At 69.9% G+C, this 23,619-nt stretch carries 20 protein-coding genes; 13 read left to right on the top strand and 7 right to left on the bottom strand.

Features of this window, described 5'->3' with window-relative positions; genetic code table 11:
* Nucleotides 1–213 precede the first annotated feature (213 nt).
* Entirely contained in the window at nt 214–699 is a 486-nt protein-coding gene (locus ABZV34_RS27985; RefSeq protein ID WP_355315551.1) for an ATP-binding protein, read from the bottom strand.
* A gap of 266 nt (nt 700–965) precedes the next feature.
* Here ABZV34_RS27985 and ABZV34_RS27980 point away from each other — a divergent pair, with 266 nt between their 5' ends.
* The 5 genes from ABZV34_RS27980 to ABZV34_RS27960 all read left to right on the top strand — a co-directional run bounded on the left by ABZV34_RS27980 (nt 966) and on the right by ABZV34_RS27960 (nt 4,086).
* Nucleotides 966–1,838, top strand: a complete 873-nt coding sequence (locus ABZV34_RS27980; RefSeq protein ID WP_356282294.1) for a helix-turn-helix transcriptional regulator — start codon at nt 966–968, stop codon at nt 1,836–1,838.
* Nucleotides 1,839–2,069 carry a DUF397 domain-containing protein gene (locus ABZV34_RS27975; RefSeq protein ID WP_168500662.1) on the top strand — a complete coding sequence of 77 codons (231 nt, stop codon included), beginning with the start codon at nt 1,839–1,841 and terminating at the stop codon, nt 2,067–2,069.
* Between the two features lie 384 nt (nt 2,070–2,453).
* Complete coding sequence (locus tag ABZV34_RS27970) at nt 2,454–2,639, top strand: hypothetical protein (RefSeq protein ID WP_356282291.1); 186 nt, start codon at nt 2,454–2,456, stop codon at nt 2,637–2,639.
* A 78-nt stretch (nt 2,640–2,717) separates the two neighbouring features.
* Nucleotides 2,718–3,071 carry a hypothetical protein gene (locus tag ABZV34_RS27965; RefSeq protein WP_356282288.1) on the top strand — a complete coding sequence of 118 codons (354 nt, stop codon included), beginning with the start codon at nt 2,718–2,720 and terminating at the stop codon, nt 3,069–3,071.
* A gap of 109 nt (nt 3,072–3,180) precedes the next feature.
* Nucleotides 3,181–4,086, top strand: coding sequence for a hypothetical protein (locus ABZV34_RS27960; RefSeq protein WP_356282285.1), 906 nt, complete (start codon nt 3,181–3,183; stop codon nt 4,084–4,086).
* A gap of 382 nt (nt 4,087–4,468) precedes the next feature.
* Here the strand turns inward: ABZV34_RS27960 and ABZV34_RS27955 are convergent, their stop codons facing one another.
* A complete protein-coding gene (locus tag ABZV34_RS27955; RefSeq protein ID WP_356282282.1) occupies nt 4,469–6,286 on the bottom strand; it encodes a UvrD-helicase domain-containing protein in 1,818 nt (605 codons plus the stop codon).
* A complete protein-coding gene (locus ABZV34_RS27950) occupies nt 6,283–8,346 on the bottom strand; it encodes an AAA family ATPase (RefSeq protein WP_356282279.1) in 2,064 nt (687 codons plus the stop codon). The genes ABZV34_RS27955 and ABZV34_RS27950 overlap by 4 nt, the downstream gene beginning before the upstream one ends.
* Nucleotides 8,347–8,563: 217 nt before the next feature.
* Between ABZV34_RS27950 and ABZV34_RS27945 the strand changes: the two genes are divergently transcribed.
* The gene (locus ABZV34_RS27945; protein ID WP_356282276.1) at nt 8,564–9,673 is read left to right on the top strand and encodes an ImmA/IrrE family metallo-endopeptidase; all 1,110 of its coding nucleotides are present in this window, start codon (nt 8,564–8,566) and stop codon (nt 9,671–9,673) included.
* A complete protein-coding gene (locus ABZV34_RS27940) occupies nt 9,670–10,896 on the top strand; it encodes a hypothetical protein (RefSeq protein ID WP_356282273.1) in 1,227 nt (408 codons plus the stop codon). The genes ABZV34_RS27945 and ABZV34_RS27940 overlap by 4 nt, the downstream gene beginning before the upstream one ends.
* Here ABZV34_RS27940 and ABZV34_RS27935 read toward each other — a convergent pair whose 3' ends face one another.
* From ABZV34_RS27935 to ABZV34_RS27920, 4 genes are all read right to left on the bottom strand, one after another.
* Nucleotides 10,897–11,526 (bottom strand): hypothetical protein, encoded by a 630-nt coding sequence (locus ABZV34_RS27935; RefSeq protein ID WP_356282270.1) that lies wholly within the window; start codon nt 11,524–11,526, stop codon nt 10,897–10,899.
* 260 nt (nt 11,527–11,786) lie between these two features.
* A complete protein-coding gene (locus tag ABZV34_RS27930; RefSeq protein WP_356282267.1) occupies nt 11,787–12,143 on the bottom strand; it encodes a hypothetical protein in 357 nt (118 codons plus the stop codon).
* Nucleotides 12,144–12,374: 231 nt separating this feature from the next.
* On the bottom strand, nt 12,375–13,415 hold the full coding sequence (locus ABZV34_RS27925) for a hypothetical protein (RefSeq protein WP_356282265.1): 1,041 nt from the start codon (nt 13,413–13,415) through the stop codon (nt 12,375–12,377).
* Between the two features lie 428 nt (nt 13,416–13,843).
* Entirely contained in the window at nt 13,844–15,274 is a 1,431-nt protein-coding gene (locus tag ABZV34_RS27920) for a hypothetical protein (RefSeq protein ID WP_356282262.1), read from the bottom strand.
* Between the two features lie 718 nt (nt 15,275–15,992).
* Between ABZV34_RS27920 and ABZV34_RS27915 the strand changes: the two genes are divergently transcribed.
* The 6 genes from ABZV34_RS27915 to ABZV34_RS27890 are packed head-to-tail and all read left to right on the top strand — an operon-like array spanning nt 15,993 to nt 23,606.
* Nucleotides 15,993–16,928, top strand: coding sequence for a conjugal transfer protein (locus tag ABZV34_RS27915; RefSeq protein ID WP_356282259.1), 936 nt, complete (start codon nt 15,993–15,995; stop codon nt 16,926–16,928).
* Nucleotides 16,925–17,266 (top strand): hypothetical protein, encoded by a 342-nt coding sequence (locus ABZV34_RS27910; RefSeq protein WP_356282257.1) that lies wholly within the window; start codon nt 16,925–16,927, stop codon nt 17,264–17,266. Before ABZV34_RS27915 ends, ABZV34_RS27910 begins: the two co-directional genes overlap by 4 nt.
* Nucleotides 17,263–17,826 (top strand): hypothetical protein, encoded by a 564-nt coding sequence (locus tag ABZV34_RS27905; RefSeq protein ID WP_356282254.1) that lies wholly within the window; start codon nt 17,263–17,265, stop codon nt 17,824–17,826. The genes ABZV34_RS27910 and ABZV34_RS27905 overlap by 4 nt, the downstream gene beginning before the upstream one ends.
* On the top strand, nt 17,823–20,510 hold the full coding sequence (locus ABZV34_RS27900) for an ATP-binding protein (protein WP_356282251.1): 2,688 nt from the start codon (nt 17,823–17,825) through the stop codon (nt 20,508–20,510). Before ABZV34_RS27905 ends, ABZV34_RS27900 begins: the two co-directional genes overlap by 4 nt.
* A complete protein-coding gene (locus tag ABZV34_RS27895; protein WP_356282248.1) occupies nt 20,510–20,860 on the top strand; it encodes a hypothetical protein in 351 nt (116 codons plus the stop codon). The genes ABZV34_RS27900 and ABZV34_RS27895 overlap by 1 nt, the downstream gene beginning before the upstream one ends.
* 1 nt (nt 20,861) lies before the next feature.
* On the top strand, nt 20,862–23,606 hold the full coding sequence (locus ABZV34_RS27890) for a hypothetical protein (RefSeq protein WP_356282245.1): 2,745 nt from the start codon (nt 20,862–20,864) through the stop codon (nt 23,604–23,606).
* The last annotated feature ends 13 nt before the right edge of the window (nt 23,607–23,619 follow it).

Raw genomic sequence — 23,619 nt, 5'->3', positions numbered from 1 at the left:
GTGCCGGTCATGCAGTGCTTCGAAGGGGCGGTCCGGCCGCCGGCAACGGGGGTGTGGCAGCGGCCGGACCGCGAACGGCACCGCTCTCAAGGAGGAGGAAGGAGCGGTGCCCGCCGCACACGCGCCGGGGCGCCGGTCGCGCGGTACGGCCGGCCCCGGCCCTGCGGGCGGCCCGAGGAAGGGGGGCAGCCGTCGTGCGGGCCGGAAGATGTGTCAGACGTCCACGAGGGCCGGGGCGGACAGGGCGCAGGTGATCTGCTTGCCGACTTCAGTCGGCTTCACCGTCCAGCCCGGGGCGAGCGCGTCGAGAATCCACAGCCCCCGCCCGGCCTCGGCTTCGGCGTTGTCCGGTGCCTGGTCGCGGCGCTTGGGAACGGCGGCGGCCTCAGGGTCGTGCACCTTCACCAGCACCAGATCGTCTTGGGGCTGGACCTGGACGATGACCGGGGCCCAGGGGCCGCAGAGCCGCACCGCGTTGCCGACGAGTTCGCTGGCCACCAGTTGTGCCGCGTCCGCGATCTCCTCGCCTATTCCCGACCCGGTGACCGTCTTGAACACCGCCTGCCGCATCTCCCGCAGATGCTCCGGGCTGGCGCTCATGTGGAGGACGAATCCGGCGTCATGGTGCACCAGGTAGAAGCCGCAGGATGCCTGCGGCAGGACGTCGGTAGGTCCGGTGTGGGCCTGGGCTTCGTGCATGGCGTGCTCCCCAGTCGACAGAGCGGGCAGCCGGCCGAGGAGTCGGACCGGGCTCGCGCTGTGGGTCGGCACGTCGGCCCCCGAGAGCGGTGATTCGCCCCAGGAAGTCGGCGTAAGGCAACGGCATATGACACGAAGCGCGATGAAGTCATCACGCCTCGCAACCGTTAGCCAGCATGCCCTGAGGCATCTCGATTGGGCAACATGCCCAATCGAAATTTCCCAGATTGGTTGTCCATCCCTCGGGCAAGGGCCACACTGTCGCCATGGCCTGGAAGAGGAATCCTGCCCCCAAGTCCATCTACCGACGTCAACTCGCGGCCCGGCTCAAGGAATTGCACGACCAGTCCGGGAAGACGCTGGCCGAGGTCGGCCAGATCATCGAGGTCAACCAGGGTTCGCTCAGCCGCATCATGAACGGGGACCGCGGCACCTCCCCTGTCCTGGTGAAGGCACTGCTCGACTGCTACGGCGTCACCGACCCGGCTGTCCGGGACGACATCTTGGACCTGGTCCGCGCAGATCAGGCACAGCGTCAGAAGTGGTGGCGCAAGTACTCCGCGGTCATCAACACCACCCAGTACGGCGGCTACCTGGAGCTGGAGCAGAGCGCGACGACCCTGCGGTCCTATGAGCCCCAACTGGTCCCCGGACTGCTGCAGACCCCCGAGTACGCCCGCCAGGTGATCACCGCAATGCGCGTCGACCTGGACGCCAAACAGGTCGAGGCCCTGGTGGACGTGCGGATGAACCGCCAGACGCTGCTGGTCCACGACGATGCGCCGAAGCTGTGGGCGGTCATCGACGAGGCCGCCTTCCGCCGCATCGAATCCCGGCCGACCGTCCTCAAGGAACAGCTCGAACACCTGCTGGACGCCGAGCCCCGCACCAACATCACCCTGCAGCTTCTACCGTTCGCCGCCGGGTTCCATCCCGGCTTGTACGGATCGTTCATGCTCATGGGTTTCCCCGAGCCCAACCCGGACGTGGTCTGGGTGGAGAATCTGACCAACTCGGTGTACTTCGAGGGATCAGACGATGTGGGGCGCTACACCGAGGTCTTTGACCACCTGCGGGCCACGGCCCTCGGCCCGCCCGAGACCCGCAGCCGTATCAAGAGCATGCTCAAGGAGCTGTAAGTGAGCAACACCAAGCCCGACCCCGCCGAGCTGGACTTCTCCACCGTCACCTGGGAGAAGAGCCCGTTCAGCGGGGGCAACGACAACTGCGTGGAATTCGGTGTGATCGGCGACCTGGTCGCCGTGCGCGACTCCAAGCGGCCCGAGCAGACCCCGCTCGTGTACACCCGAAGCGAGATCGGGGCCCTGCTGGCCGGAGCGAAAGCGGGCGCCTTCGACCACCTGGCCTGAGCACTCACCGGCCGTGACCTGAGACAGCCGTAGACGAAAAGCGGCGGCCGACCCCAGCGTTAGTGGGGTCGGCCGCCTTCGCCATCCTCGCAGACCCGGGCAACGGAGCACGTGAAACCCACATCTCAGGCTGGTTCCCGCCGCCAGCCGGTCCTGCCACGAGCCCGAAGGCCTCTCCTCCATGCCATTCACGGGCTCGGCGCCGCGGCCCCACAACTGCTGGCCCAGGAAGAGATCATCCGCAATCTCGGTTGCTCCTCTGCGAATTCGCGTCCCGCCCCGACCTGCTGCTCTCCGTCAACCGGTGCCGCGGCTGGCCGACCTGCACGCCGAGGTCAAGCAGGTACGGGGGACAGCTTCCGCGCAGACTGGCTTATCACCGACTTGATCCGGCACGCCTCGACCTGCGGGGCGCCCGACCCCGGCGTCGTGTGCACGGACGACGGCCCGGAGTTCACCGCCCTGCAGGAGCAGGTCCGCCAGGCGCTGAGGAAGGATCCTCGCAAGGAGCCTGAGCTGGCCTGCCGCGGCGGCTGCGCGCTGTGCGACGGCTGCACCGTCTGCAGCTGACACCCGCGTATACCGGGCCGGTTCTGTCCGGCCCCGGCCCGGCACACGTCCCTTTACAGTGGATTGAAGGAGATGACCATGGACACCAACCCCACCGCCCTGCTTTTCGATCTCGCCGCCCGCGCCCAGGATCTGAGCGACCGGGACGCACTGCAGGCCCTTCTTGCCACGGGCCACCGCGCCTGGTGCGAGGGCGTCGCCGACGTCCGGTCCGGCATCGGCCGGGAGGCCGCGGGCCTGTCCGACGTCCAGCTCGCCGAGCGGTGCGCTGCTGGGGGCGCGCCGTGGGAAGCGGGGATGACGCGCAGCCAGGCGGTCTCCGCGCTCGCGTTCGCGATCTGGGAGGCCGCGCCGGCCGCCATGGCCTACACGGAGCTGGAAGAGCGCACCGCGCTCTTCGGTGTCTGCCTTCTTGGCGAGGAGCTTCTGTAGCCGGTCTGGCGCTGGGCTGGACACGAACCCAGCCGCTTTGGCATTATCGAACCTGTCACGCTCGTCCGGGCGCCGGCACCACCTTGCTGATCCTTCCAAAGGAGCTCAGATGTCTCCCGCCGAGCGGCTCGTGGACACCGCGCAGATCGTGTCCGAGTTCGGCACGAGCAAGCCCCGGATCAGCGAGTGGAGCAACGACCCGGATAGCGGTTTCCCCGCGGTCGCGCACACCGAGGGCCGCAAGCGGTTCTGGCACCACGGCGAGGTCGCGGCGTTCTTCGCCAAGCGCGCCCCGAAGAAGCGCACGCTGCCGGCCGCGGCACTCGAGGCCGACCAGGACGAGCTGCTGACCAAGCGGGAAGTGGCCAAGCTCCTCGGCTACACCCGCACCTCCACCATCGACGCCTACTTCCGCGACCGGCCCGGGTACTTCCCCGAGCCCGACGAGGACGTCGACGGCCCGATGTGGCGCCGGGGCACGATCGTCGCCTGGGCCGCCAGCCGGCCCGGCAAGGGCCGGCGCAGCTCCAGCCCGACTACTGCACTGCCCCCGGTGCCGGTCGATGGGGATCCTGACGAGCTGTTCGGTACAGCCGAAGTCGCGAGCCTGCTCGGCTACGGCAGCACCGCCTCCTTCTCCAGTGCCCTCTACCAGGGGCGCATCCCCGAGCTGCCCGAGCCGGACGCCCTGGAGAAGGAAGAAGGCAGCCGCGGCCGGGCTCGCAAGAAGTGGCGCCGCGCCACCGTCGTCGCCGCCGCCCGCCAGCGCGGTGTGCTGCCGCCTGTCGGCCAAGACGAGAACGAGGACCTGGTCGGCGCCGCCGACGCAGCCCGGATCCTCGGCTACAGCAACGCCGACAGCTTCATCAGCGCGCTCGGGCACGGACTCCTGCCCGATCTCGAGCAGCCCGACGGGTTCGAGTACCGCCGCGGCAGCGCCGGCCGACCGCGCCAGCAGCGCTGGAGACGCTCCCGCCTCGAGGAGCTGGCCGCCCGCCGGTCCTCAACGCCCTGACAGGGCACTGAACCGCGTCGCGAGCGGGATACCGTAAAACCGCGGCCTCTGGTTTAAGGGATCGACGAACTCCCGGCGGGCCAGACGCCGCACGATGGCCGGTATGGAGAGGCCAGCCACCTCTCCGCCGCGAAGCCGCACGGCTTCGCGGCACCGGCCATCGCCGTTTCCTGAACGGTCTCTCGGACGCCGACCCGAGCAAATCTCGCTTCCGTGCGTGAACCTCACCAGCTACCCGCTGGTCGGTGTCGGCTCCGTCTGCCGCCGCAGTCGGTCAAGGATGTTGAGGTCGGGCTACAACCTGGCCTCCGCCTTCGATCTTCGTCCGCGGGTAGGAGAGGCGGGCGACGAAGCCGCAGGGTGTTGTCCGGTGCCATGGTGTTCAGGAGGCCTCCGGGTGCGGCCCGGTTACCTCCACTCTGTACTCGACTTTCAACGCGTCGAGGTGCGCGGTGACGTCGGCGTGCTTGGAGTAGGGGTACGTCAGGGTCACGAGGCGGCGTGCGCGGGTGATGGCGACGTAGTAGACCCGCAGCAGTTCGCTTGTTTCCGTGTGGGCCAGCGGGTCTGCCCAGGCCTCGAGGAGTTCGGTGATGTCTTGGGGTTTCGGTAGATGGATGAGGATCGCGTCGGCTTCGCTGCCCTTGGCCTGGTGGACGTTGGAGCTGCGCATGGTGGCAGGCTGCTCTTCTTCGTCGGCTTTCTCGGGCAGTCCGATCAGTGAGCGGATGGGCTTGTCCAGGTCGGGCTTGGCCAAGGAAAGGATCTTTGGGGCGGTCAGTTGCGCGTCCGGATGAGGGAGCTGCGCCCTCAGTACGGTGCGGGCCTTGCTGCGCCAGTCGCGGGCGGGTGATGCGTCCACGGCGGGCAGTTGAGCGAGGAAAGCTGCTGCGCGGCGGCGCATGAAGGCTGGTGTGATGTCGTGTGCGGCAAGGGTCTCGGCGAGGGGACCGGTGTCCTCGGGGTGCCAGTAGTCGTTGAGGAAGGTGCTGGCGAGCCCCAGGGCATGGCCGCGGACGGTCGGCGGAGCCTCGTCCGCTGCGAATACCGCGGCGGCCCAGGCCAGGGCTTTGGCGTCCGGCTCTTTGGGCAGGTGGGGTGCCGGTTTCGAGCGGGCCTTGGGGATGGCGGTATTGCGGTGGGCCAGGGCCAGGCATTCTGCGGCGTCGATGCCGATCTGAGCGGCGAAGGCCACGAAGGTCTCGCCGGCAGCGGTGGCATCGAGCAGGCCGGAGATCTTTGTGCGGTGGCGGCCGTAGGGCAGCAGGAGCACAGGGGTGTCGATGGCGTAGTGGTCTCCCACGGACAGGTCCGGGGTGCTGCGCAGGACGGGGCGCAGGGTTGCTGCCAGCTGGCAGATGGGTGGGCTGCTGCGCCAGTTGCCGTTCAGTTCCAGGTGGTTGGGGAGGTGCTGGGTGAAGGTGTGGAGGTCTTGCGGGCGGGCGTCATTCCATTCGTAGATGCCCTGGTCGGTGTCGGCGACGATGGCCAGGGGCAGGCCCGCGCGGTGCAGGTGTTCGAGGATGGCGAGGTCGAGTTCGGAGCAGTCTTGTGCCTCGTCGACGACGATCTCGAAGAAGCGATGGCGCAGCAGGTCGGTGACGGCGGGGTCTCTGACGTGGTCGAGGGCGGCGATGCGGACCTCGTGGCCGGTCATATAGCCGCGGGTTTGCCACAGTAGATCGCGTCGGCGCTCGGCGCGGATGACATATTCCTCCTGTGACAACTCCGAGTTGATCAGGTGCTTGCCGGGTTTGGGCCTCTGCACGCGGGTGTGGCGGGTGGTCGGGTCGTAGCTGAACCTGAACAGCGACAGAGGTACTTTGCGTGGGCCCACGACGGCGGCCGGTACATGGTCCCAGGACAGGACGTGCTGCCAGGGCAGCGTGGCGGGTAGGAAGGGCCGCACGAGGTAGCGCCACAGGAAACTGTCGAAGGTCGCGATGTAGTGGGGGTAGGCCGTCAAGTCGGGGCGGTTGCCGGAGCAGCGCTCGCGCAGTTCATCGGCAGCCACGTTGGTAAACGACAGCAGGGCCCGTCCGCTGCGCCGGGGGCCGGGCGGGGTAAGGCAGTGGCGGTCCACCAGAACACGGGTCTTGCCGGCGCCGGGGCAGGCACGAACGAAGACGGGGGCGGCGGCGTGGATGGCCTGCTGTTGCTGCAACTGGGCCTGGCTGCGCCGTGTGTCGAGGTCGCTCATGCGTTCTGGCCATCCACTCCTGCGATCCAGCGGATGGCGGCGGCCAGATGCTCGGGTACCACAAAGCCGTCTGGATTGAGGGTGAGGCGCTCGGCCAGGCGGTAGGCGTAGTCGCCCTTGGGCAGCTTGACGGTGGTGGAGGTGAACAGGCTTCCGAACGCGGCGGCCCGCGCCTCGTCGGTGGCTGCTTTCTCCACCGGCTCCCAGTGATGGTCGGAGCGTGGGCGGAGGTCGAAGAAGACCTCTCCGAGCAGGGAGCGGTTTTCGGCGCGCATCAGCTCCGGTTCCAGAGTGGGCTTGCTTTCGGCGATATGGAAGGCGCTCTCCGGCACCTGCCACTGCAGCAGGTGACGTCTGAGGTAGGAGGCGCGGTTGAAGCCGACCTCCGGCTGCGGGTCGTCCTCACTGTCACCGTTACCGTCGTCTGTTGCAGGTGCGGCCGCAGCCGCGACGAGGTCACCGGTCGGGCCCTCGCCCGCGGCTTCGGTCTGCTCGTCGTTGTCCGGTTCGGTCTTCTTCTTACTGGGGTCCTGGTCGGTGATCAGGACGACACGGTCTGCGATGCGTACGCCGCCCACGTCGGCCAGCAGGGCGCGCATGTAGGGCTTGAAGTCCACGCCGTCGACCGCGACGATGCAGCTGCCGCGGAAGACTGCTTTGGCCCGTTTGCGCGCAGTCTCATCCGGGAGGGTGCCCAGGACCAGCTCGGCGAAGGCGGGTATCAGCAGCGCCTCGGCAAGGCCTTCGACGAGGATCACCCGGGTGCCGAAGAGCATGGCGCTCTTGGTGATGTCGAGGTAGCGGTCCAGTTTGGCCGGCTCGTGCTTGGTGAAGGGGAGCACCGCCACCGGCACGGCGGCGGTGGTGAACGCGAAGCCCGCCGGCGGCGTCTCGGGCTTCTCCTGCGCATCCGCCCCGGCGGCCGTGTCGGCGGATGCGGGTGTGCCGGTTTCCGCCGACACGGCCGCGGGGGTCGCGGGCTGAGGGGCGGGTGTGCGACGCCGTTTGAGTACCACTAGGTCTTCCACCGTGGTGGCGGCGGCCAGCACTGGGGAATGCGTGGTGATGACGACCTGGATGCGCCCCAGCGGGGTCCCCTCGGCTTCCGGTCTGGACTGCTGCGAGTGCCGTGCCTGGGTCTTAAGATGGTCCAGCAGCAGATTCTGCAGCTGCGGGTGGAGATGGGCTTCGGGTTCCTCCACCAGGAACAGCGTCAGGTCCGCGCCACGGGCGGCTTCCAGTTCGGCCAGCACGGTGGCGATGTACAGCAGGTTGGCGTATCCCAGGCCGGAGCGGGCGATGTCTTCGACGTCCAGGCCTTCATCGCTCATCCGCGTGCGCAGTGCCCGTGCGATCGACACCAGCGTTGGATCCGCGAACGACAGCCCCATCTGCTGAGGGTGCGCGCCGGCGGTGAGCAGCGCGAGCGGGTCGTTGATGCGCTTGCGGGCTGCTTTGATCTTGTCGTGTCGCTCCAGGCCGCGGAAGTGCTGGGCCTGTTCCGTCTCGAAGGCCTTGATGGCTTCCTCCCCGCCCAGTTCGGCGGCGAGGATCAGCCGCAGCCGGTTGCCGGAGCTGGAGGCCAGCTCCTGCTGGGCGTTGCGCATCGGCGGCAGGTAGACGTGCCGAATCGTGCGGCGCGCCTCCGGTTCCGGGTCATCCAGCAGTCGGCCCGCCGACCACACCGGGCGCTGCGGCCTCGCGTCGGCGGCCGGCCGGGCGAACTGCACGGTGTAACGGGCACGGTGACCATCCGGCAGGCCGGGCTCTTCGGCCGCACCCACCAGTGCCTGCAGATGCGTGCCTGCTTCTGCTGGCTCCAATCCGCCATACACCGCAGTCAGTTCAGCACTGCTCTCAGCCCAGGGATGGACATCATCCGTCTCCCACCACCTACTGCGCCGCCCGTCCAATGGGTCGGTCAACAGCCGTAGCGCATCGATGAAGTTCGACTTACCCGCGTTGTTCTCCCCCACCACCACCGTCACGCCCTGCCGCAACGGAACATCCATGTCCAGCAGCGACTTGAAACCCTTGGCTCTGACCCGCCCCAGATACAACTTCCACCCCTTATCTCCCCAAGAAAGGGGAGACTATCGGGCCTGTTGGGGTTTGGCAGGGCAAATACTGCAGCGTCACCGCGTGAACCAACAGCGTCACGTCGCCAGCCATCACCCGACCCCCACTCTCCTTGACGTTCTGCCAATATTGTCAACTTCGATACCCGGAGGAATATTTGAAGCTAATCTTTTGAGGTCTGATCTGAGGTGGTACGACGTGAGTGACGTACGTCCGGCGCAGCCGGGGATGCTGGTGGTGGCCCGGGAGTTCCGCGGCATGACGCAAGCCGACGTGGCTGAGGCGATGGTGAAAGCCTCCGGCGGTGATGCGGTGGTGTCGCAGGGGTATGTGAGCCGCGCCGAGAGCGGGCGCCTGGCGGTCTCGGGCGAGCGGCTGGAGCTGTATGCGGCAGCGCTGGGGTATCCGCAGGATCTGCTGTGTCTGAATCCACAGGTGCATGGGATCGGCGTGGGGCTCGTCCACCACCGCAAGCGGGCGTCATTGACCGTCTCCGCCCTGCGGCGCCAGCATGCCCACCTCGCCCTGACACGCGTTCAGTTGCAGGGCATCGCCGCGTGCCGCCCCGGTCTCACCGTGCGGGCTGCGGCCATTCCCACTGTCGCACTCGACGCCCTGACCACGGCCAAGGACGCAGCCCGACAGGTTCGCAAGACCTGGGGCATGCCGTCGGGCCCGGCGCTGGACATCACCGCATCGCTGGAAGCGGCCGGGGCTCTGGTGGTCGCGCGTGATCTAGGCAGCGGCCGGCTCGATGCGGTCAGCCAGTGGGACGGAACGCAGCCGCCCCTCATCCTGGCCAACCAGCACGCGCCCGCAGACCGCTACCGCTTCAGCCTGGCGCACGAGCTGGGGCACCTGGTCCTGCACCAGTCCCCCGGCGACAGCACCACGCAGGAGCGGCAGGCCGACGAATTCGCTTCCGAGTTCCTCATGCCCGCGCGTGACATCCGCTTCGCCTTCGCACCCCGCGTCGACCTGGAACTGCTGGCCCGGCTGAAGCAGGAGTGGAAGGTATCGATGGCCGCGCTACTGCGCCGGGCACAGAGCCTGAACATCGTCACGGATTGGCAGTACCGCAGCGTGATGGTGGAGATGTCCGCGCTGGGCTACCGCACGGCCGAACCGGTCGAGATAGACCGGGAGCGGCCCCGGTACGTCCCAGGGCTGATCCACTCGGCTCTGGCCGCGGGGATGAACGAGGAGGAGCTGGCCCGCTGTGCCCGGCTGCTGCCCGAGGACTTCCAGCTGCTGTATACCCCGCGCGACGGCGCGGCGGTGAATCTTGCTTCGAAGGTGAGGCCATGACTGAGTCGTTCCCCTCTCCGCGCTCTGGCGCCGGTTCCGATCCCGCGGAGCCTCCCGACCCTCCTCTCATCCAACCGCCCGCTGTACCCGGGCAGTTGCAGGGCCGGATGCTGCTGCAGGCCGGAGTGAGCCGGGTCGGTTACATCAGCGCGCAGCTCGATCCGGTGCGCAGCGGGCTCGTCGTCAGCGGTCCCGGGGCGGCAGCGAAGGTCCGCAAGCTGCGCGAGGAGGGGTTCGCGGGACCGCTGCTCGCGGATCCCGCCGTCTACACCGTGGCGGCGGCCAGTGAGGATGATCCTTTCCCCGACATCTCGGAAGGCCAGCTGGCCTTCGGCGACCCGCTGAGGCTGTCGATCGAGGAGCAGGTGGGCCACCGCGCGGGCGCGACGGCGGCCATGACGCCCACCGGATATCTGCACGCGGAAGACTCCGACGCGCTCAAGGCCGCCGTCCACCAGGTCCTCAAGCTGGAGGACCCCCACGTCTTCTTCAGTGTTCCCGTGGACGTGGGTTGGCTGCGCGACGACGCGGTCGGACAGCTGATCGCCTGGCTCAATCTCGTGCCGAACCCCAAAGCAATCATGCTCGGCGGACAGATGGACCCGCTGGCCGGCTTCTCCCAGGCAGTGGGCAACCTCAAGCGGCTACTGGCGGAGGTGCCCGGCACAGCGCTGCTGCGTGCCGACCTCGCGGCGTTCGGGGCCCTTGCCCACGGGGCGGCATTCACCGCCTTCGGCGCCACCAGCAGCGTGCGGCACATCGTGCCGCCCGGCCAGGCGGCCAAGCGGTCCCCGGGCGGACCGAAGTCGCCCTCCGTGCTGCTGCCGGAGCTGATGGACTTCTTCCTCGGCGAGACGCTGGCGAAGAGGTTCGCCGCGGGCCTGGCGCCGGTGTGCCGGTGCGCGGCCTGTGACGGGCTCTTGCTGGACACCTTCGTCAGCAATCACTGGCAGGTTCCGGCCGCCGCCCACAACGCGGCGGTGCTGATGGAGTGGCTGCGCACCATGGACGCCGTCGAGCCGGCCGGGCGGCCCGTCTGGTGGCAGAAGCGCTGTCATCGCGCAGTGGACCGCTACCCGGTGCTCAACGCTGAACTCGACCATCCCGGGTTCAGCGCCTTCAAGGTGCCCCAGCAGTTGCTGCAGTGGGCGCAGGCCCCCGTCGCGCCGGAGGCTTCGTCCGCAGCACGTCCTGTGGCGCGCGCGGAGCGCAGTGAGCCGTGATTAGCCGATGCGGTGGTGGAACTCCTCGGTGAAGCACCACGCTGCGGGGGTATGACGGCGCGGGGTGTAAGGCCGGGGCTCCAGCAGCAGGTCCACGCTCTCGCCGTCGGCCACCAGGACGCCGATGCCGTAGAAGGCGGCTTCCATCAGCATCTCCTCAGCCGTCGATGGAGCGCTGTCCAGCAGCAGTGCGCGCCGACAGAAGGGGGCGAAACGGCCGGCTTGCTCCAGTCCTCCCCGCCAGCCCGCGGCGCTCGCCCGCACCACAGCGAGATCAATGGTGAGCGGCCGCACCGCGCGCCGGGTGACCTCACGGCGGTCGGCCTCGGCGGCGCCGGCCGGAAGCCGCCGCACCGCCGAACACAGACGTGCGGGCAGCGACGCGAGTGCGACGGGCTCGTCGACGGGCAGCTCCAGAAGAGTCTGCAGCGCATCAAGACTGTCCAGACGGGCCGCTGAGACGCCGGCCCGGCGTGCGCATTCTTCCTCGTCAAGCCGGTAGAACAGCAGCGCCTGGCTGCCCATCAGCTGGAGCGAGACAGACAGCGCGGCAGGATCCAGCAGGGCCGCGGAGGCTGCACGTACCGACGTGCCCACCGACGGGCTGGCCAAGGTCACCATGCCGTTCACCCTGCCTCATCCGACTTCGGCCGCACCCGGCGGCCCCGACTATCCCACCCGATGGGGCACGGCCGCCTCGTCCAAACGTTCCAAAAACCCGCCCAATCCTTGCCGCAGTGCTATGTCACCCACCGCGCGGTAGAACCGCCGTTCCCCGGACACCCGGGCCTGCGGGCGGCTCTGCATGTCAAGAAAAGACGAGGTTCCGGCTCAAGCCTGCCGCTGTCCGTCCCACCGATTGAGCACTTCTCAGGGAACTTTGAGTCCTGTCAGGCGTCGCGGTACTGGTTCCGTGCGACACGGACGACGCGACCGGCCTTCAGCAGTCCGTCGATGTAGACGGAGACGCCGTTGCGGTTGGCATGCTTGCCCGCGGCGGTCAATGCATCCGCAATATCACCGAGAGACATGGACTGGGGCGACACCCTGAGGATCTTGACGATGGCATCCGCCTTGGTGAGGTCTTGGATCGTCGATTCCGGCTCGGATGCTGTTGCACTCAACTTCTTGAAGGCGTCCCGTTTGGCCTTGAGCCCCTCAATATGAGCGCCGAGTCGGTCACGCTCAAGTTCAGCTTCGCGGAGTTCATGCTCGACGCGGGCGAGATCCTCATCGTAAGAGTTCACGAGACGAAGACTATAAGAAACTATTAGGAGTTGTCTAGGTTTTCCTAAGGAAGACCACTGCTCGGTCGACCGTGTAGGACCTACGGAGCGGCGACCAAAGTTCGGCGAGACGCACACAAGGTCGATGCAACAGGGCAGCCGCCGCGAGGGCCCCAGGCAGGTGCCCCGTTCCGTCACTTCACGAGCCTCGTTTCGTCGGTTGCTCGACCGTCCTGGCGGTCGGCTACGTCGTCAGGCGCTCTGGCACAGCGGCGGCAGGAGCCCGTCGCCCGGCCAGAAGGGCTGCTCGGTCGCGATGCCAGTGAGGAACATGCCGACCTCAGCGAGGACTTGGGAGCGGTCGTCCGGTCCGTAGACGATGAACTCCCCCGCCGCGGCGTTGAAGGCACGGACCTCGCTGTCCAGGCCGGTGCAGATCAGGGCCCGGGCGATTTCGGGAAGTCCGAGGCTGAGGGCATCGCACATCTGCGTCTGCACGAGCTGGACCAGGTCGGTGGTGACGCGTTCAAAGTCGCCGACCATCGGCCAGTCGGCGCCGCCGTTCAGTTCGTGGGTGAGGGTGGCCAGCGGGATGATCTCGCCCGGCTGCCGTCCCCGGGTGAGGAGGTCGTGGATCCGGGCACCGTCGGGCTGCTGGACCTGCGGGTGGAGCAGGGTGTCGGCAGTCACCACGGTGGTGTTGACTTCTTGGGTTCCGGGGCCGGGGTAGTACGGCTCGTGTGCGAAGAGCAGGTAGACGTCCGCGGTGCGAACGTCGGGGCCGGGCTGGGGCATGAGGAAGGTCCCTTTCAGCGATGACGTGCCGGTCGTGTGGTGAGGTGCTGGCCGTGTCGTCGGCCGGGGGCCAGGTGGGTATGGGCCCAACGGCCGCTCGGGCTTGCGGGCCTGGTCCGCGTTGGCCGGTCCGGGTGTGCGCTTGAGGATCTGTGTGACCTGGTCGGCGAGTTGGACCATCAGCCGTTCGCGGGCGATGAGGTCGGCCGCGGCCGATCGGGTGTCCTGGGTCTGGAGCAGGCCGGCGGCGTCCCACAGCGTGTGCTGGCCGATCTCGGCCGCGCGGCGCAGCTCGTAGCGGTCGCTGCCGGCCGTGGCCTGGACGAGGTAGGTATGCAGGGATGCGAGGCGCTGCAAGTAGCGGCAGGCACCGTCGCCTTCGACACTGCGGACGTATTCGCGGGCCCGGGCGTCCAGCCGTCCCGGAAGGTGTTCGGCGAGCAGCGGAGCGAGCACCATTCCCGGCAGCGCGACGTCGACGGGCGCGCCATGGGCCATGGCGAACAGGCCGGCGATCAGGCTGATGACAGCGACGGCGACGGTGGAGAGCCACAGGGATCCAGGGACGGTGGGGCTCCAGGCCGAGGCGCTGGGCGGGGCGCCTGGTCAGCCAGCGCATGGCCAGGCGCTGTGTACGCGTCGCGTACGGCGTGAGAACGCCAATCTGATGAGGTTGCTCGGGCCGGGTGCCGTCACCTGGGACGGTCCAGGTGAGCCAGCCCCACCGAGTTCGTTCGTAGACGAGCACAGGTTCGCACTCGGCCGTGCACGTGTGGTCGCGGACGTGGCCGGTCCGCAGGGCCCGTGAGCGTTCCGCCTCCCACCGGCCCGGGTCAAGGGTGAAAGGCCGCCGGTGCTGTGCGGCCGCGGTCGGCGGTGGTGTGCGGAGCGTGTCTGTCACGGGCTTCTTCCTTCCAGTGGGTCGGTCAGGCGGAGGCGCACGTCCTGCAGCGGCCGTCGCCGTCGGGGTGGGCGCGCCGGGGTGTCGGTCCGGGGCAGGTGCGGCACAGCGGCCAGCCGAGGCAGGCCGGACAGAGGTCTTCACCGGGGGCGGTTGCGGGCACCCCGCAGCCGGCGCATTCGACGAGGGCCCGGTAGGTCAGGGCCTCGGTCACAGTGCGGGCAGCGGCCCCTGCCGATGACCGCTCGGCTGTCGCCGACGCGTACGGCTTGTCCCACGGGGGCGCATCGTGGTGGTCCGCTGCGGTGGCGGGCGGCGGGTAGGCCTGGGCGGCCCGGAGCCGGGCGGCGATGATCGCGCCGACCGAGGTGCGCACCGGATGCGGCAGTGGCCGGTCGGTGATGACGTGGCGCAGCTGCTCGCTGCTCCAGCCGGACTCCAGCATCACAGTGGCCACGCGGCCCTGATCGGTCAGCACCTTGCCGGTCAGCAGGAGGTCCGGACGGCTCGCTCCGATCTCGAGCAGCAGCTGGATCCCCGGATGCATCTCGTCTGCCGGGAGCGCAGCCGGCGGGGACGCTGGTGCGTCGGGCTGGTCCGTCCCTTGGGGTGTGCGCGCGATGTCGCTGCGGTCGCACGGAGGGACGGTGCTGGTCTTCTGCTTGTTGGTCTTCTTTCTGTTGGTGTTCTTAGTGGGGCGATTAACCGACGTCGGGTTATCCACCGGTGGAAAACCCGACATCGGTTGCGACCTGCTGTTTTGCAGGCTGGGCAGATCGGTGATGAAGTACGCGGCCGCGCGGAGGGTGCCGTCGGGGTGGCGCTCGCGTTCCCGGAGCAGGAAGCCGTGCTTCTCCAGTTCCTTGAGGCCGCTCTTGACGGCCGCCTCGCCCTCGCGGCCGCGGCGTGCCAGGTCCGTGACGCTCATCCGCCAGCCGTCCCGGTGCGTGCTGATGAGCCCGAAGATTCCCTTCGCCTTGAAGGAGAGCCTGGAGTCGCGGAACAGGCCGTTGGCGATCTGGGTGAACTGGTCCGCCGCCATCACCCCACGGCGGATCCCCGCCCCGAAGCCGGGCGGCGCCTCACCCGCCGGCGCGGAGGCGAACGCCGAACCAGCCGCCGCGGCAAGGTCGGCGTCGAGGGGAGCGGGACGGTCCGTGATCGAGTACACGATCTCGCCGAGCGTCCCGTCGTCGTGCCTCAGCTGTTCGCGGATGAGGTAGCCGTGCCGCTGCAGTTCGCTCAGGCCGCCGCGCACGGCGTCGCGTCCGTCGGGTCCGGCGCGCACGAGGTCGGCGACCGTCACGTGCCAGCCGGCGCGGTGGGTGCTGATGTAGCCGAAGGTTCCCTTCGCCTTGAAGGAGATCTTGGGGTTGCGGAACAGGGCGTTGGCGATCTGGGTGAACTGGTCCGCCGCCATCACCCCACGGCGGATCCCCGCCCCGAAGCGGCTCATCGTGCGTCCTCGCGCGCCGTGTGCGCGCGGCCGCCGATGCTCTGGAGCGGACGTGCGGGAGCGAGGTGGCCGGGGCCGCTGTGTGAGGTGACGTGAGCGAGATCCATTCCGTCAGCTCACCCGGCGCCCCCGACCAGGCTGACGGCCACAGTCCCCGACCACCGGTCACGATGCGGCAACATGCGCACTGGGCTGGCGTGGTCGGGCTCATGGTCGGGCCGACCACGGCCCTTTCCCGGTGGCAGCCGAAGGATGCGCAGTCGCGGTTGCGCAGCGGCAGGGGCGCTCATTGCGCAGTCGGCTGCGCAACGGTTCCGGGTCCTGCGCATTCGGCATGTGCAGCCGACTGCGCACAGCGGACAGGCGCCGTCGACGTTGGTCTGCGCACTCGGCCAAGGCGTGCGCAACCGGGCCTTCCGCGGCCGCCTTCCTGGAGTCGGCGCGGGCCCGGTCCTTCGGCGGCTTCTCCCCCGGTGTCCCCTGGGCTCGCTGGGTCAGTTGCCCGTCTCCACCGTCTTCACGGCGATGCCCGGTTCAGGCGTGCCCGGTCGCCGTCTGGGGCCATGGTCGGGGCTGTGGTCGGGCCCACCATGACACCGACCACGGGCTTTGTGTCCCCATCGTGACCGTGGTCGGGGGCTCATGGTCGGTGGTCGGGTCGGGGTCGACGGGTTGTCTCAAGGTCAGCAAGTACACGTTCTGACCTGGGAGTTTGACCATGTCCCCTGGCAAGCAGGCCTCGGAGAGCGACGCGTCTCACCCGATGGCCGCAGGCGCCCGGCTGGAGAAGATGAGGCGGCGCGTCCGGCTGTCGCGCCTGGCCCTGTTCACCGCGATCGCGGCCGGCCCCGTCGCCCTGGGCGTCGCGGTGATGTCCGGCCCGACCACCGTCGCGGCCGCTCCCTCGGACAAGCCGGCCGCCGTGCGCAGCGCGGCCGCCGCGGCCGACCCTGCGGGCTATGCGCAGGTGTTCGTCGACGCGTGGTTGCGCAGCGGCGCCGACGACGCGAACGGTGCGCAGGCGCGGCTTGCGCAGTCCCTCGCGCCGGATGTCGATCTGCCGGACCCGGTCGCCGGTGCGCAGCCGAAGCCGGCAACGGTGACCGCCGTGCGCAGTGCGCAGCGCGAGGACGGCGAGTGGGCGGTGACCGTGGCTGCGCAGTACGCCGACGGGCGGCTGCGCTACTTCGTCGTCCCCGTGACCGCCGACGCGAACGGCGCCTCGTTCACGGTGACCGGCGCCCCCGGCGCGGTGGCCGGCCCGGCCCGCGCCGCAGTGGGCAAGCCGCCGTACGGCGTGAGCGTGCCGTCCGACGGCGATCTGTCCTTGGCAGTCGGCGAGTTCTTCGGCGCCTACCTGACGGGGGCCGGGGAGGTGGACCGCTACCTCGCACCCGAGGTGAAGCTGTCGCCCATCTCCCCCGCCCCGTACACGGCGGTCGCGGTGCAGCGGGTGTCCGCCGTCGAGGAGGCCGCGGCCGCCGGGAAGGTGCCGGCCGACGGCACGGCGGTGCGTGTCCTCGTCCAGGTGGAAGCCCGGGACTCCGGCGGTCGCTGGCCGCTGGGGTACGAGCTCACGCTCAAGGCCCGCTCGGGCCGGTGGGAAGTCGCGGCGCTGGAGTCTGGGACCGCCCAGGACGGGGGTGCCCGGTGAACACGGTGCACAGCCTGATGCTCGCCGGGCAGCTCAACGACCTCGGCAACTCGTGGATCAACATGTTCAAGGAGTGGGCGACCAAGGGTCTGCAGGCCGGTCTGGTCTGCCTCGTGGTCGTCATCATGATCCAGAAGTTCAGCCTCAAGGCCGGGATCGGCGCCCTGCTCTTGATGGTGATCGCGCTGGGTCTGTACAACGCGCGCAACGATCTGGCGAACATGTTCACCGACGAGGTGAAGAACCCGGCCAAGAGCGCGCCCGCCATCCCTGGCATGGTCCGCAGTACCGATCCCCTGGTGCGTGACCACTCCGCCGGCGCGGGAGGCTGGCTTTGAGCGCCGCCGCCCAGGTGCGGATGGGGCGCTTTTACACCTCCGCCCGCCGCCATCCCTGGGTGCTGGGCAAGGTGGCGGACTGGCGCATCCCCCTCGGCCCCTACACGCCTGCGCAGATCGCGGTCGCCGTCGGCGGCGGCTTTCTTCTGGTCAAGACCATCAGCTGGTGGTCGTGGATGGGCCCGGTGCCGATCGCGGCCTGGGTGCTGGCGATCTGGGCGGTACGCCGCCCGAAGATCCGAGGCCGTGCACCGATGCAGGCGGCCCTGGGCTTGGTACTGCTTGGCTGGCAGCCGCGCGGCGGACGGATCGGCGGCCGCGCCGCCCGCGACTGCGCTCCCCGCCCGCTGCTCGGCGGCTTCATCGTCGAGGACGCGTTCGCCTCTGTCGCAGCGGCCGCACCGCTCCGTGCGCGGCGGCGGCCGGCTGGCCGGACACCGGCCACGCCGCGATCGTCCACGCGGCGCCGCACGACGCTAACTCCTCCCGCGGCGCCTTTGCGGCCGGTGTCGGGTGTGCAGCAGCTGCTCGCGCTCGCCCAGCAAGGGGGTGTGCGATGAGGGTGCCGATCCGTCACATCGCCGGGCACCTGGTCTGGTCGACGCACGGCAGCGTGTGGGCGCTCTACCGGCTGCACCCCGGACCGGACGCGCGCGGGCGCCGCGAGGAGACCGTCCAGGGCACCTACGTCCCGGCCGCGGTCCGCGACGAGCAGCTCGCGAAGATCACGCATTTGATCCGTTCCCTGACCGGGGCGCCGCGCCTGTTCGGGCTGTGCGCACAGGTCGACCCGGGCGAGATCGCCCTGCGCATGATCGAGGGCATCGAGCCCGGCGACCAGCCCCCCGCCGACGCGCATCCGTGGGTGGAGAACGTCGAGGCCACACTGGACCTGCTGGGCGAGCAGGAGATGCACCGCCGCACGCTCTGGCTGGCGGTGCCGCTGCAAAACGACGCCGCCGGCGGGCAGGTGACCGCGTCGCTCGGCGCGATGTGGGCGGACGTCGCGCCGATGCTGGGCATGCGGGCCGCCCCCGTGGCACGCCGCGAGGTGACCTCCTACCGCGAGCAGGCCTTCCGGGTGGAGGCCGCGCTCGCCGGCGGCGTCGCCTTCCGCCCGGCCCGCCCGGCGGAGATCGTGTGGATGATCCAGCACGCCCTGCACCGCGGCATGGGCGAGCCGCTGCTCACCGAAGCCGAGACCAGCGACCTGTACGGAGGGCAGCTGAGGGCGGGGACGCTGCACTCCCCCAGTTACGCCGACCTCGGCCAGGTCCGCCTGCAGGAGGGAGGCGTCGATCCCACGGTCGACGACGCCGAGGACCTGGCGGGCGCGGACCGGATCGGCCGGTCGGGGCGCACGGCGTGGTGGCGGCTGAAGACGTCGTCGCCGCTGCGGCGGCGGTGGCTGCAGGTGGAGTCCGACACCGGGGTGGGCTATCAAGCGCAGCTGGCACTGGCCGAGTGCCCGCCTGCCGTGAGCCAGGACGCCGCTGACCTGTTCGCGCAGCTGGAGACCCTGGACTTCCCCGTCGACTACACCGTCGACCTGACCTTGGTGCCGGCCGATAAGGCCCGTGACCAGGTGCGGCGCAAGAAGAACGAACTCATCGACCAAGCCGACCAGTACGACGCCCGCCCGACCGGTATGCCCGCGTCCCTGACCGAGGCCGCCCGCGACCTGGGCGAGCTCGACGCCCGCCTCTCCCGCACCAGCGTGGAGGTCGAGGTGCAGTCGGTGACCGTGCTGACGGTGTGGGGGCCGACCGCCGCCGTCTGCGACGCCCGGGCCCGCGCCCTGGCCGCGCTCCTCGGCGGTGCCGACTACCGGGCCGTGCGCCCGGCCGGCCTGCAGGAGGCCCTGTTCACCCTCGGACTGCCCGGCACCGTACGGCCGAGTGTCGTTCGGGAGTTCACCCAGCACCAGATCTCCGAAGACTGGGCGCTTTGCGGTGCCTTCACCGCTGCGGAGGTCGGCGACCCCAACGGCATGTTCCTCGGGATCGACCTGGACTGCGGCACCAGCCGCCCCGTGATGATCAACGTGGCGGATGCGCCGAAGGTCGATGCGTCCGCCTCCATGGGCATCGTCGGGGACCTCGGCGCGGGCAAGAGCGTCCTGCAGAAGCTGATCGCGGAGTCGGTGTGGGCGCGCGGCGGCTGCGCGATCTGCATCGACCGCACCCCCGTACGCGAGTGGGCGACCTTCGCGCGCACCGCAGCCAAGGGCCGCGTCCAGATCATCGACGCCGCTCAGGCCGAGGTGTCCATCGACCCGCTGCGGATGTTCGACGGGCCCGAGGGCCGCCACTACGCCCTGTCCTACCTCACCCTGCAGCTCGGCATCGGCCCGATGAGCGCCAACGGCGAAGTCCTCCACCATGCCGTCGAACAGGCCGCCCTCAGCGACGCCCCGTCCATGCACCGTGTCCTTGAGGTCCTTGAGGAGATGGCCGCGCGCGAGGCGGGCAAACGGCAGGACGCGGCCGCGACCCTCGCCGGCCTCATCCGGGTCGTCGCCACCAACTCCCTGGCCCGGATGGTGTTCGACCCGACGCTGCCGCCGGTGCGGCTGGACGCCTCCAGCGCCTCCGACATGATCGTGATCACCACGACCGGTCTGAAGCTGCCGCCGAAGGCCGCGTTCGCCAACCCCGAGATCCTGCACCAGCAGCCGCTGGAGGCGCTGATCGGCCGGGCGGTGCTCTACCTGATCGCGGCGATCGCCCGGCAGACGGCTTTCGAGGACCCCGAGCGGTTCACCGCGGTGGTGCTGGACGAGTTGTACTGGCTCACCTCGTCCGCCGAGGGCACGGCCTTGGTCCACGAGATCCTCCACGACGGCCGCAAGCACGGCGCCGGGCTCCTGGCGGGCTCGCACGACGCCGAGGAACTCGGCCCCGGCCGAGGCCTGATGGCCTACCGGGCCCTCGCCCGCACCGCCGACCGTGAACGCGCCCGTCGCGGCCTGGAGTTCGTCGGGCTCGACCCGAACGACGGCGAGCTGCTGCGGTTGGTGACCACCGGCCTGTCCCCCGTCGGCCACAGGGGCCGGGAGGGCGAGTTCCTGCTGACCTGCCCGCGGCAGAACACCGGCCGCATCAAGGTCTCCATCCCCCGCATCCCGCGCATCACCACCTCCATCACCACCACGCCAGGACGCCGTACGAGCGCTGTCTCCCCCTCCGTGCCGGAGCCTCTCGCTGGCAAGGCCGTACAGCCCAGTCCGAAGGAAACCGTCTGATGACCCCTTTGTCCTGGGACCGCTCGCGGCGTGTTGCCGCCGCCGTGAGTGTCCTCACCGTGATCGCCGTCGTTGTTGCCGCGATCGTGCTCGCCCTCGGCGTGGGCGTGCCTCAGGCGTGGTGGCCGCACACCGGGCAGGCGTTCGCCGCCGACGCCGCGCACCGGGATCCCTGCGCCCTGATCGTGGGCCCGGCCAAGGCGTACTGCGAGCGCGGCGCCGCGACCACTGCCTCCGCCGGCCAGCAGGACGTGGCCGACGGGGCGTGGAGGCTGGTGCCTGCCGGTGCAGGTGTGGGTGCTCTCGTGGTGTGGCGGCTGCGCAGCGCCGCTGGGAAAAGGCGGCGCTGACGTGTTCCGTCCAGACCGCGCGACCCTGCGTTCGGCCGGTTTCGTCGTGCTGCTCACCGGCGTGTTCCTCATGGTGAACACCCAGGTCGTGTACGCGACCGGCAGCAACAGCGAGACCGGAGACCTGCTCGCCCCGCTGAACATCTACTCGTCCGAGGGTGTGCCGATCGACGGGTACGAGCTGAGCGCCGACGGCGGATCCATCGTCGCCTTCAAGACGCAGGCCCTGGCCTTCGCTCTGTCCGGGGTGTTCACACTGATCCGGCTGCTGGTCGGGCTGGCCGGGTGGGCCATCGAGGTGGCCTTCCGGTTCCCGCTGCTGAAGCTCCTCACCCGCCCGGCACAGAAGGTCGCCGACACCTACGACACGGTGGTCGTCGACACGCTCGGGCTGAAGGGGCTGTTGCTGGCTTGGGCGTTCGTGTTCGCGGGGTTCATGATCGTGCGTGGCCGGGTCGGCCGCGGTCTGGGCGAAATCTTCCTCACCCTACTCATCGGGGCGATCGCTGCCTCGGCTCTCATCCGTCCCGACACCCTGCTCTCCCAGGACGGGCCGCTGGGGCAGTCCCAGCAGGTGGCTGCTGAGGTCGCCCAGCAGAGCGTCAACTCCTACGACTGGGGCGGCAAGATCGCCAGCTATGACCCCTGCGCGGGCATGGCCGGCAACGCCGAGATCAAGTGCGAGGAGCAGGAAGGCGAAGGAGCGGTCTCCTCAACAGAGGTGGCCCGGCCCATCCAGGACTCGATCACCAACGCTCTTATCGTCAAGCCGTACATGCTCCTTCAGTACGGGCGCATCCTCGACCCCGCCAAGGATTCCGACCGCAAGGCCTACGCCGTCCACCTGAAGTGGATCACCGGCGGGTACATGCCCGGCTCGACCACGTCGGACAAGGCGAAGGATGCCTGCAGCCTGATCCACGGGCCGGGCAGGAAGTACTGCGAACGCGGCGTCGACGACAAGCCGCCCAGCAGCGACGATCTCCCGACGCTCACGCCCGGGGGCGAGCTCCTCGACGCCTCCAATGCGATCGTCACCGACGAGGACCAGGCGTTCGCCGCGTTCCTCGCCGACATGAAGAAGGCCGGCCCGGTCGGCAAGTCGTGCGCGGACTACGCCGAGAAGCCCACCTGGTGGCGGGTCGGCGGCGCCGCCCTGCTGCTGATCGCCGCACTGTTCATCTGCGGCATGCTCCTTTCCAGCGCGATCGTGCTGCTCGGCACCCAGGGTGTGTGCGCGGCCGCGGCGGCCGTCGGCGGTGTCACCTTCGTCGCGGGCATGCTGCCCGGGCCTGCGCGCCAGTCGGTGTGGAAGTGGCTGTCGATCTGGGGAATCTCGGTCCTGACCGTGGTCGGGATCTGCGCGTTCGTGCCGTTCTTCGGCATCGCCGTGGACGCCACCATCACAGACGGCCCCGACCTGATGGTCGAGCGGATCCTGCTCATCGACGTCCTCGCCATCGCGGGCGCGGCCGGGCACCGCCGCCTGCTGACCGGGATCACTTCCTTCGGCCGGCGCATGGCCATGCGGATGCGCTACGCCAAGGTCGGCGGCACCCACATGCCCGGCGACACCTCCGAGCTCGGCGCCGCGCTCGCCATGAACTCACCCGCCGCGCTCGGCGGATACGGCGGGGGCTTGCGCGCCTTCACCGGCGGCGGGGGCGGCCGGTTCGGGCTGCTCGGCACCCGGCAGCGCCTGATGGGCGCACTGACGTCGCTGTTCGACGGGGCGGGTATGCCGGTGGACACCGGTCGTGTGCTCGCCGATGCCACCGCCGAAGCAGGGCGTGGGCTCGCCCCGCTCACTGCGGCGGCCGCCGTGGGTGGGGTCGGAGCGCGGCTCGGTGCGAAGGGCTCCCACTGGCTGCTGATCGGCCGGCGGCCGGACAAGGAGCAGTTGGCCAAGTGGCGTAAGCCCACGGCGGACGGCGATCCGGACACGGGCGGGCCGTCCGGCGGCGGGGACGGTGGTTCGGGAGGCGGAGGGCCGCGCCGTCCTGGCGGTCCGCCCGACCGCTACCGCGACGAGGACGGCCAGGTCGTCGACCGCCGCTCGGGTCAGGTACTGCACGACCAGAACACCGACCGCACGCTGCTGTCGACACGTGCCCACAACCGTCTGGTGCGCTTGCGCGGGTACCGCATCCTCAACCGGGGCGGCCGCGCCGCATATGGGGCGACGGTCGGTCTGCCGGCCAATGTCCGCCGGGCCCGCGCGGGAGGCTCGCGCTACTCCCAGGACGCCCGCCAGCAGGTGCGGGTGTGGGGCAACACGGTCCGCGAGGACGGCCGGGCCTGGGCCGACGCAGGCAGGCAGGCCGCCCGTTCCGGCCCCTTCCGCAGCCGCCGCCTCCCGGCAGCCCCGCCAGCAGTGCCCTCCCCGCGGCCGAACCCGGTCCAGCCAGCGACGGCACGTACCGGCAGCCCCGCCGGCCGTCCGGGGCCAGCCCCCGCTCGGCCGACGTCTCCGGCCGGAGGCAACACAACGCCGACGGGCACGCCGACGTCCCCGAACCGGCTCGCGGGCGGCAGCGCCCCGCGTCCGGCGAGCCCTGCGCCGAACAGGACAGGCCCAGCCCTCCCCGGCGGAGGGAGCGCACGCAACACACCGCGCGACGAGGCGCGTGCCCGGATGCGGGACCTGATGCAGCAGAACGGGCCCGAGGAAGAACCTCAACGCCAGGCCGATCGGCTGCGCGAGATGCGGGCGCAGTGGCAGGCCGAGGACGGTGAGGACGAGTGAGGGCGCCCCGGCG

The sequence above is a fragment of the Streptomyces sp. NPDC005195 genome, from assembly GCF_040608315.1.
Taxonomy (GTDB): domain Bacteria; phylum Actinomycetota; class Actinomycetes; order Streptomycetales; family Streptomycetaceae; genus Streptomyces; species Streptomyces kaempferi.
Note: the sequence above shows the minus strand (reverse complement) of the source record. Positions and strands in the feature narration are given on the sequence as shown.

What these genes read in the sequence shown, in the direction of transcription:
- ABZV34_RS27985 (WP_355315551.1), bottom strand. Translation starts at nt 699, where the DNA reads ATGCACGAAGCCCAGGCCCACACCGGACCTACCGACGTCCTGCCGCAG.
- ABZV34_RS27965 (WP_356282288.1), top strand. Translation starts at nt 2,718, where the DNA reads ATGGACACCAACCCCACCGCCCTGCTTTTCGATCTCGCCGCCCGCGCC.
- ABZV34_RS27980 (WP_356282294.1), top strand. Translation starts at nt 966, where the DNA reads ATGGCCTGGAAGAGGAATCCTGCCCCCAAGTCCATCTACCGACGTCAA.
- ABZV34_RS27895 (WP_356282248.1), top strand. Translation starts at nt 20,510, where the DNA reads ATGACCCCTTTGTCCTGGGACCGCTCGCGGCGTGTTGCCGCCGCCGTG.
- ABZV34_RS27915 (WP_356282259.1), top strand. Translation starts at nt 15,993, where the DNA reads ATGTCCCCTGGCAAGCAGGCCTCGGAGAGCGACGCGTCTCACCCGATG.
- ABZV34_RS27900 (WP_356282251.1), top strand. Translation starts at nt 17,823, where the DNA reads ATGAGGGTGCCGATCCGTCACATCGCCGGGCACCTGGTCTGGTCGACG.
- ABZV34_RS27920 (WP_356282262.1), bottom strand. Translation starts at nt 15,274, where the DNA reads ATGAGCCGCTTCGGGGCGGGGATCCGCCGTGGGGTGATGGCGGCGGAC.
- ABZV34_RS27940 (WP_356282273.1), top strand. Translation starts at nt 9,670, where the DNA reads ATGACTGAGTCGTTCCCCTCTCCGCGCTCTGGCGCCGGTTCCGATCCC.
- ABZV34_RS27960 (WP_356282285.1), top strand. Translation starts at nt 3,181, where the DNA reads ATGTCTCCCGCCGAGCGGCTCGTGGACACCGCGCAGATCGTGTCCGAG.
- ABZV34_RS27955 (WP_356282282.1), bottom strand. Translation starts at nt 6,286, where the DNA reads ATGAGCGACCTCGACACACGGCGCAGCCAGGCCCAGTTGCAGCAACAG.
- ABZV34_RS27925 (WP_356282265.1), bottom strand. Translation starts at nt 13,415, where the DNA reads ATGGCCCATGGCGCGCCCGTCGACGTCGCGCTGCCGGGAATGGTGCTC.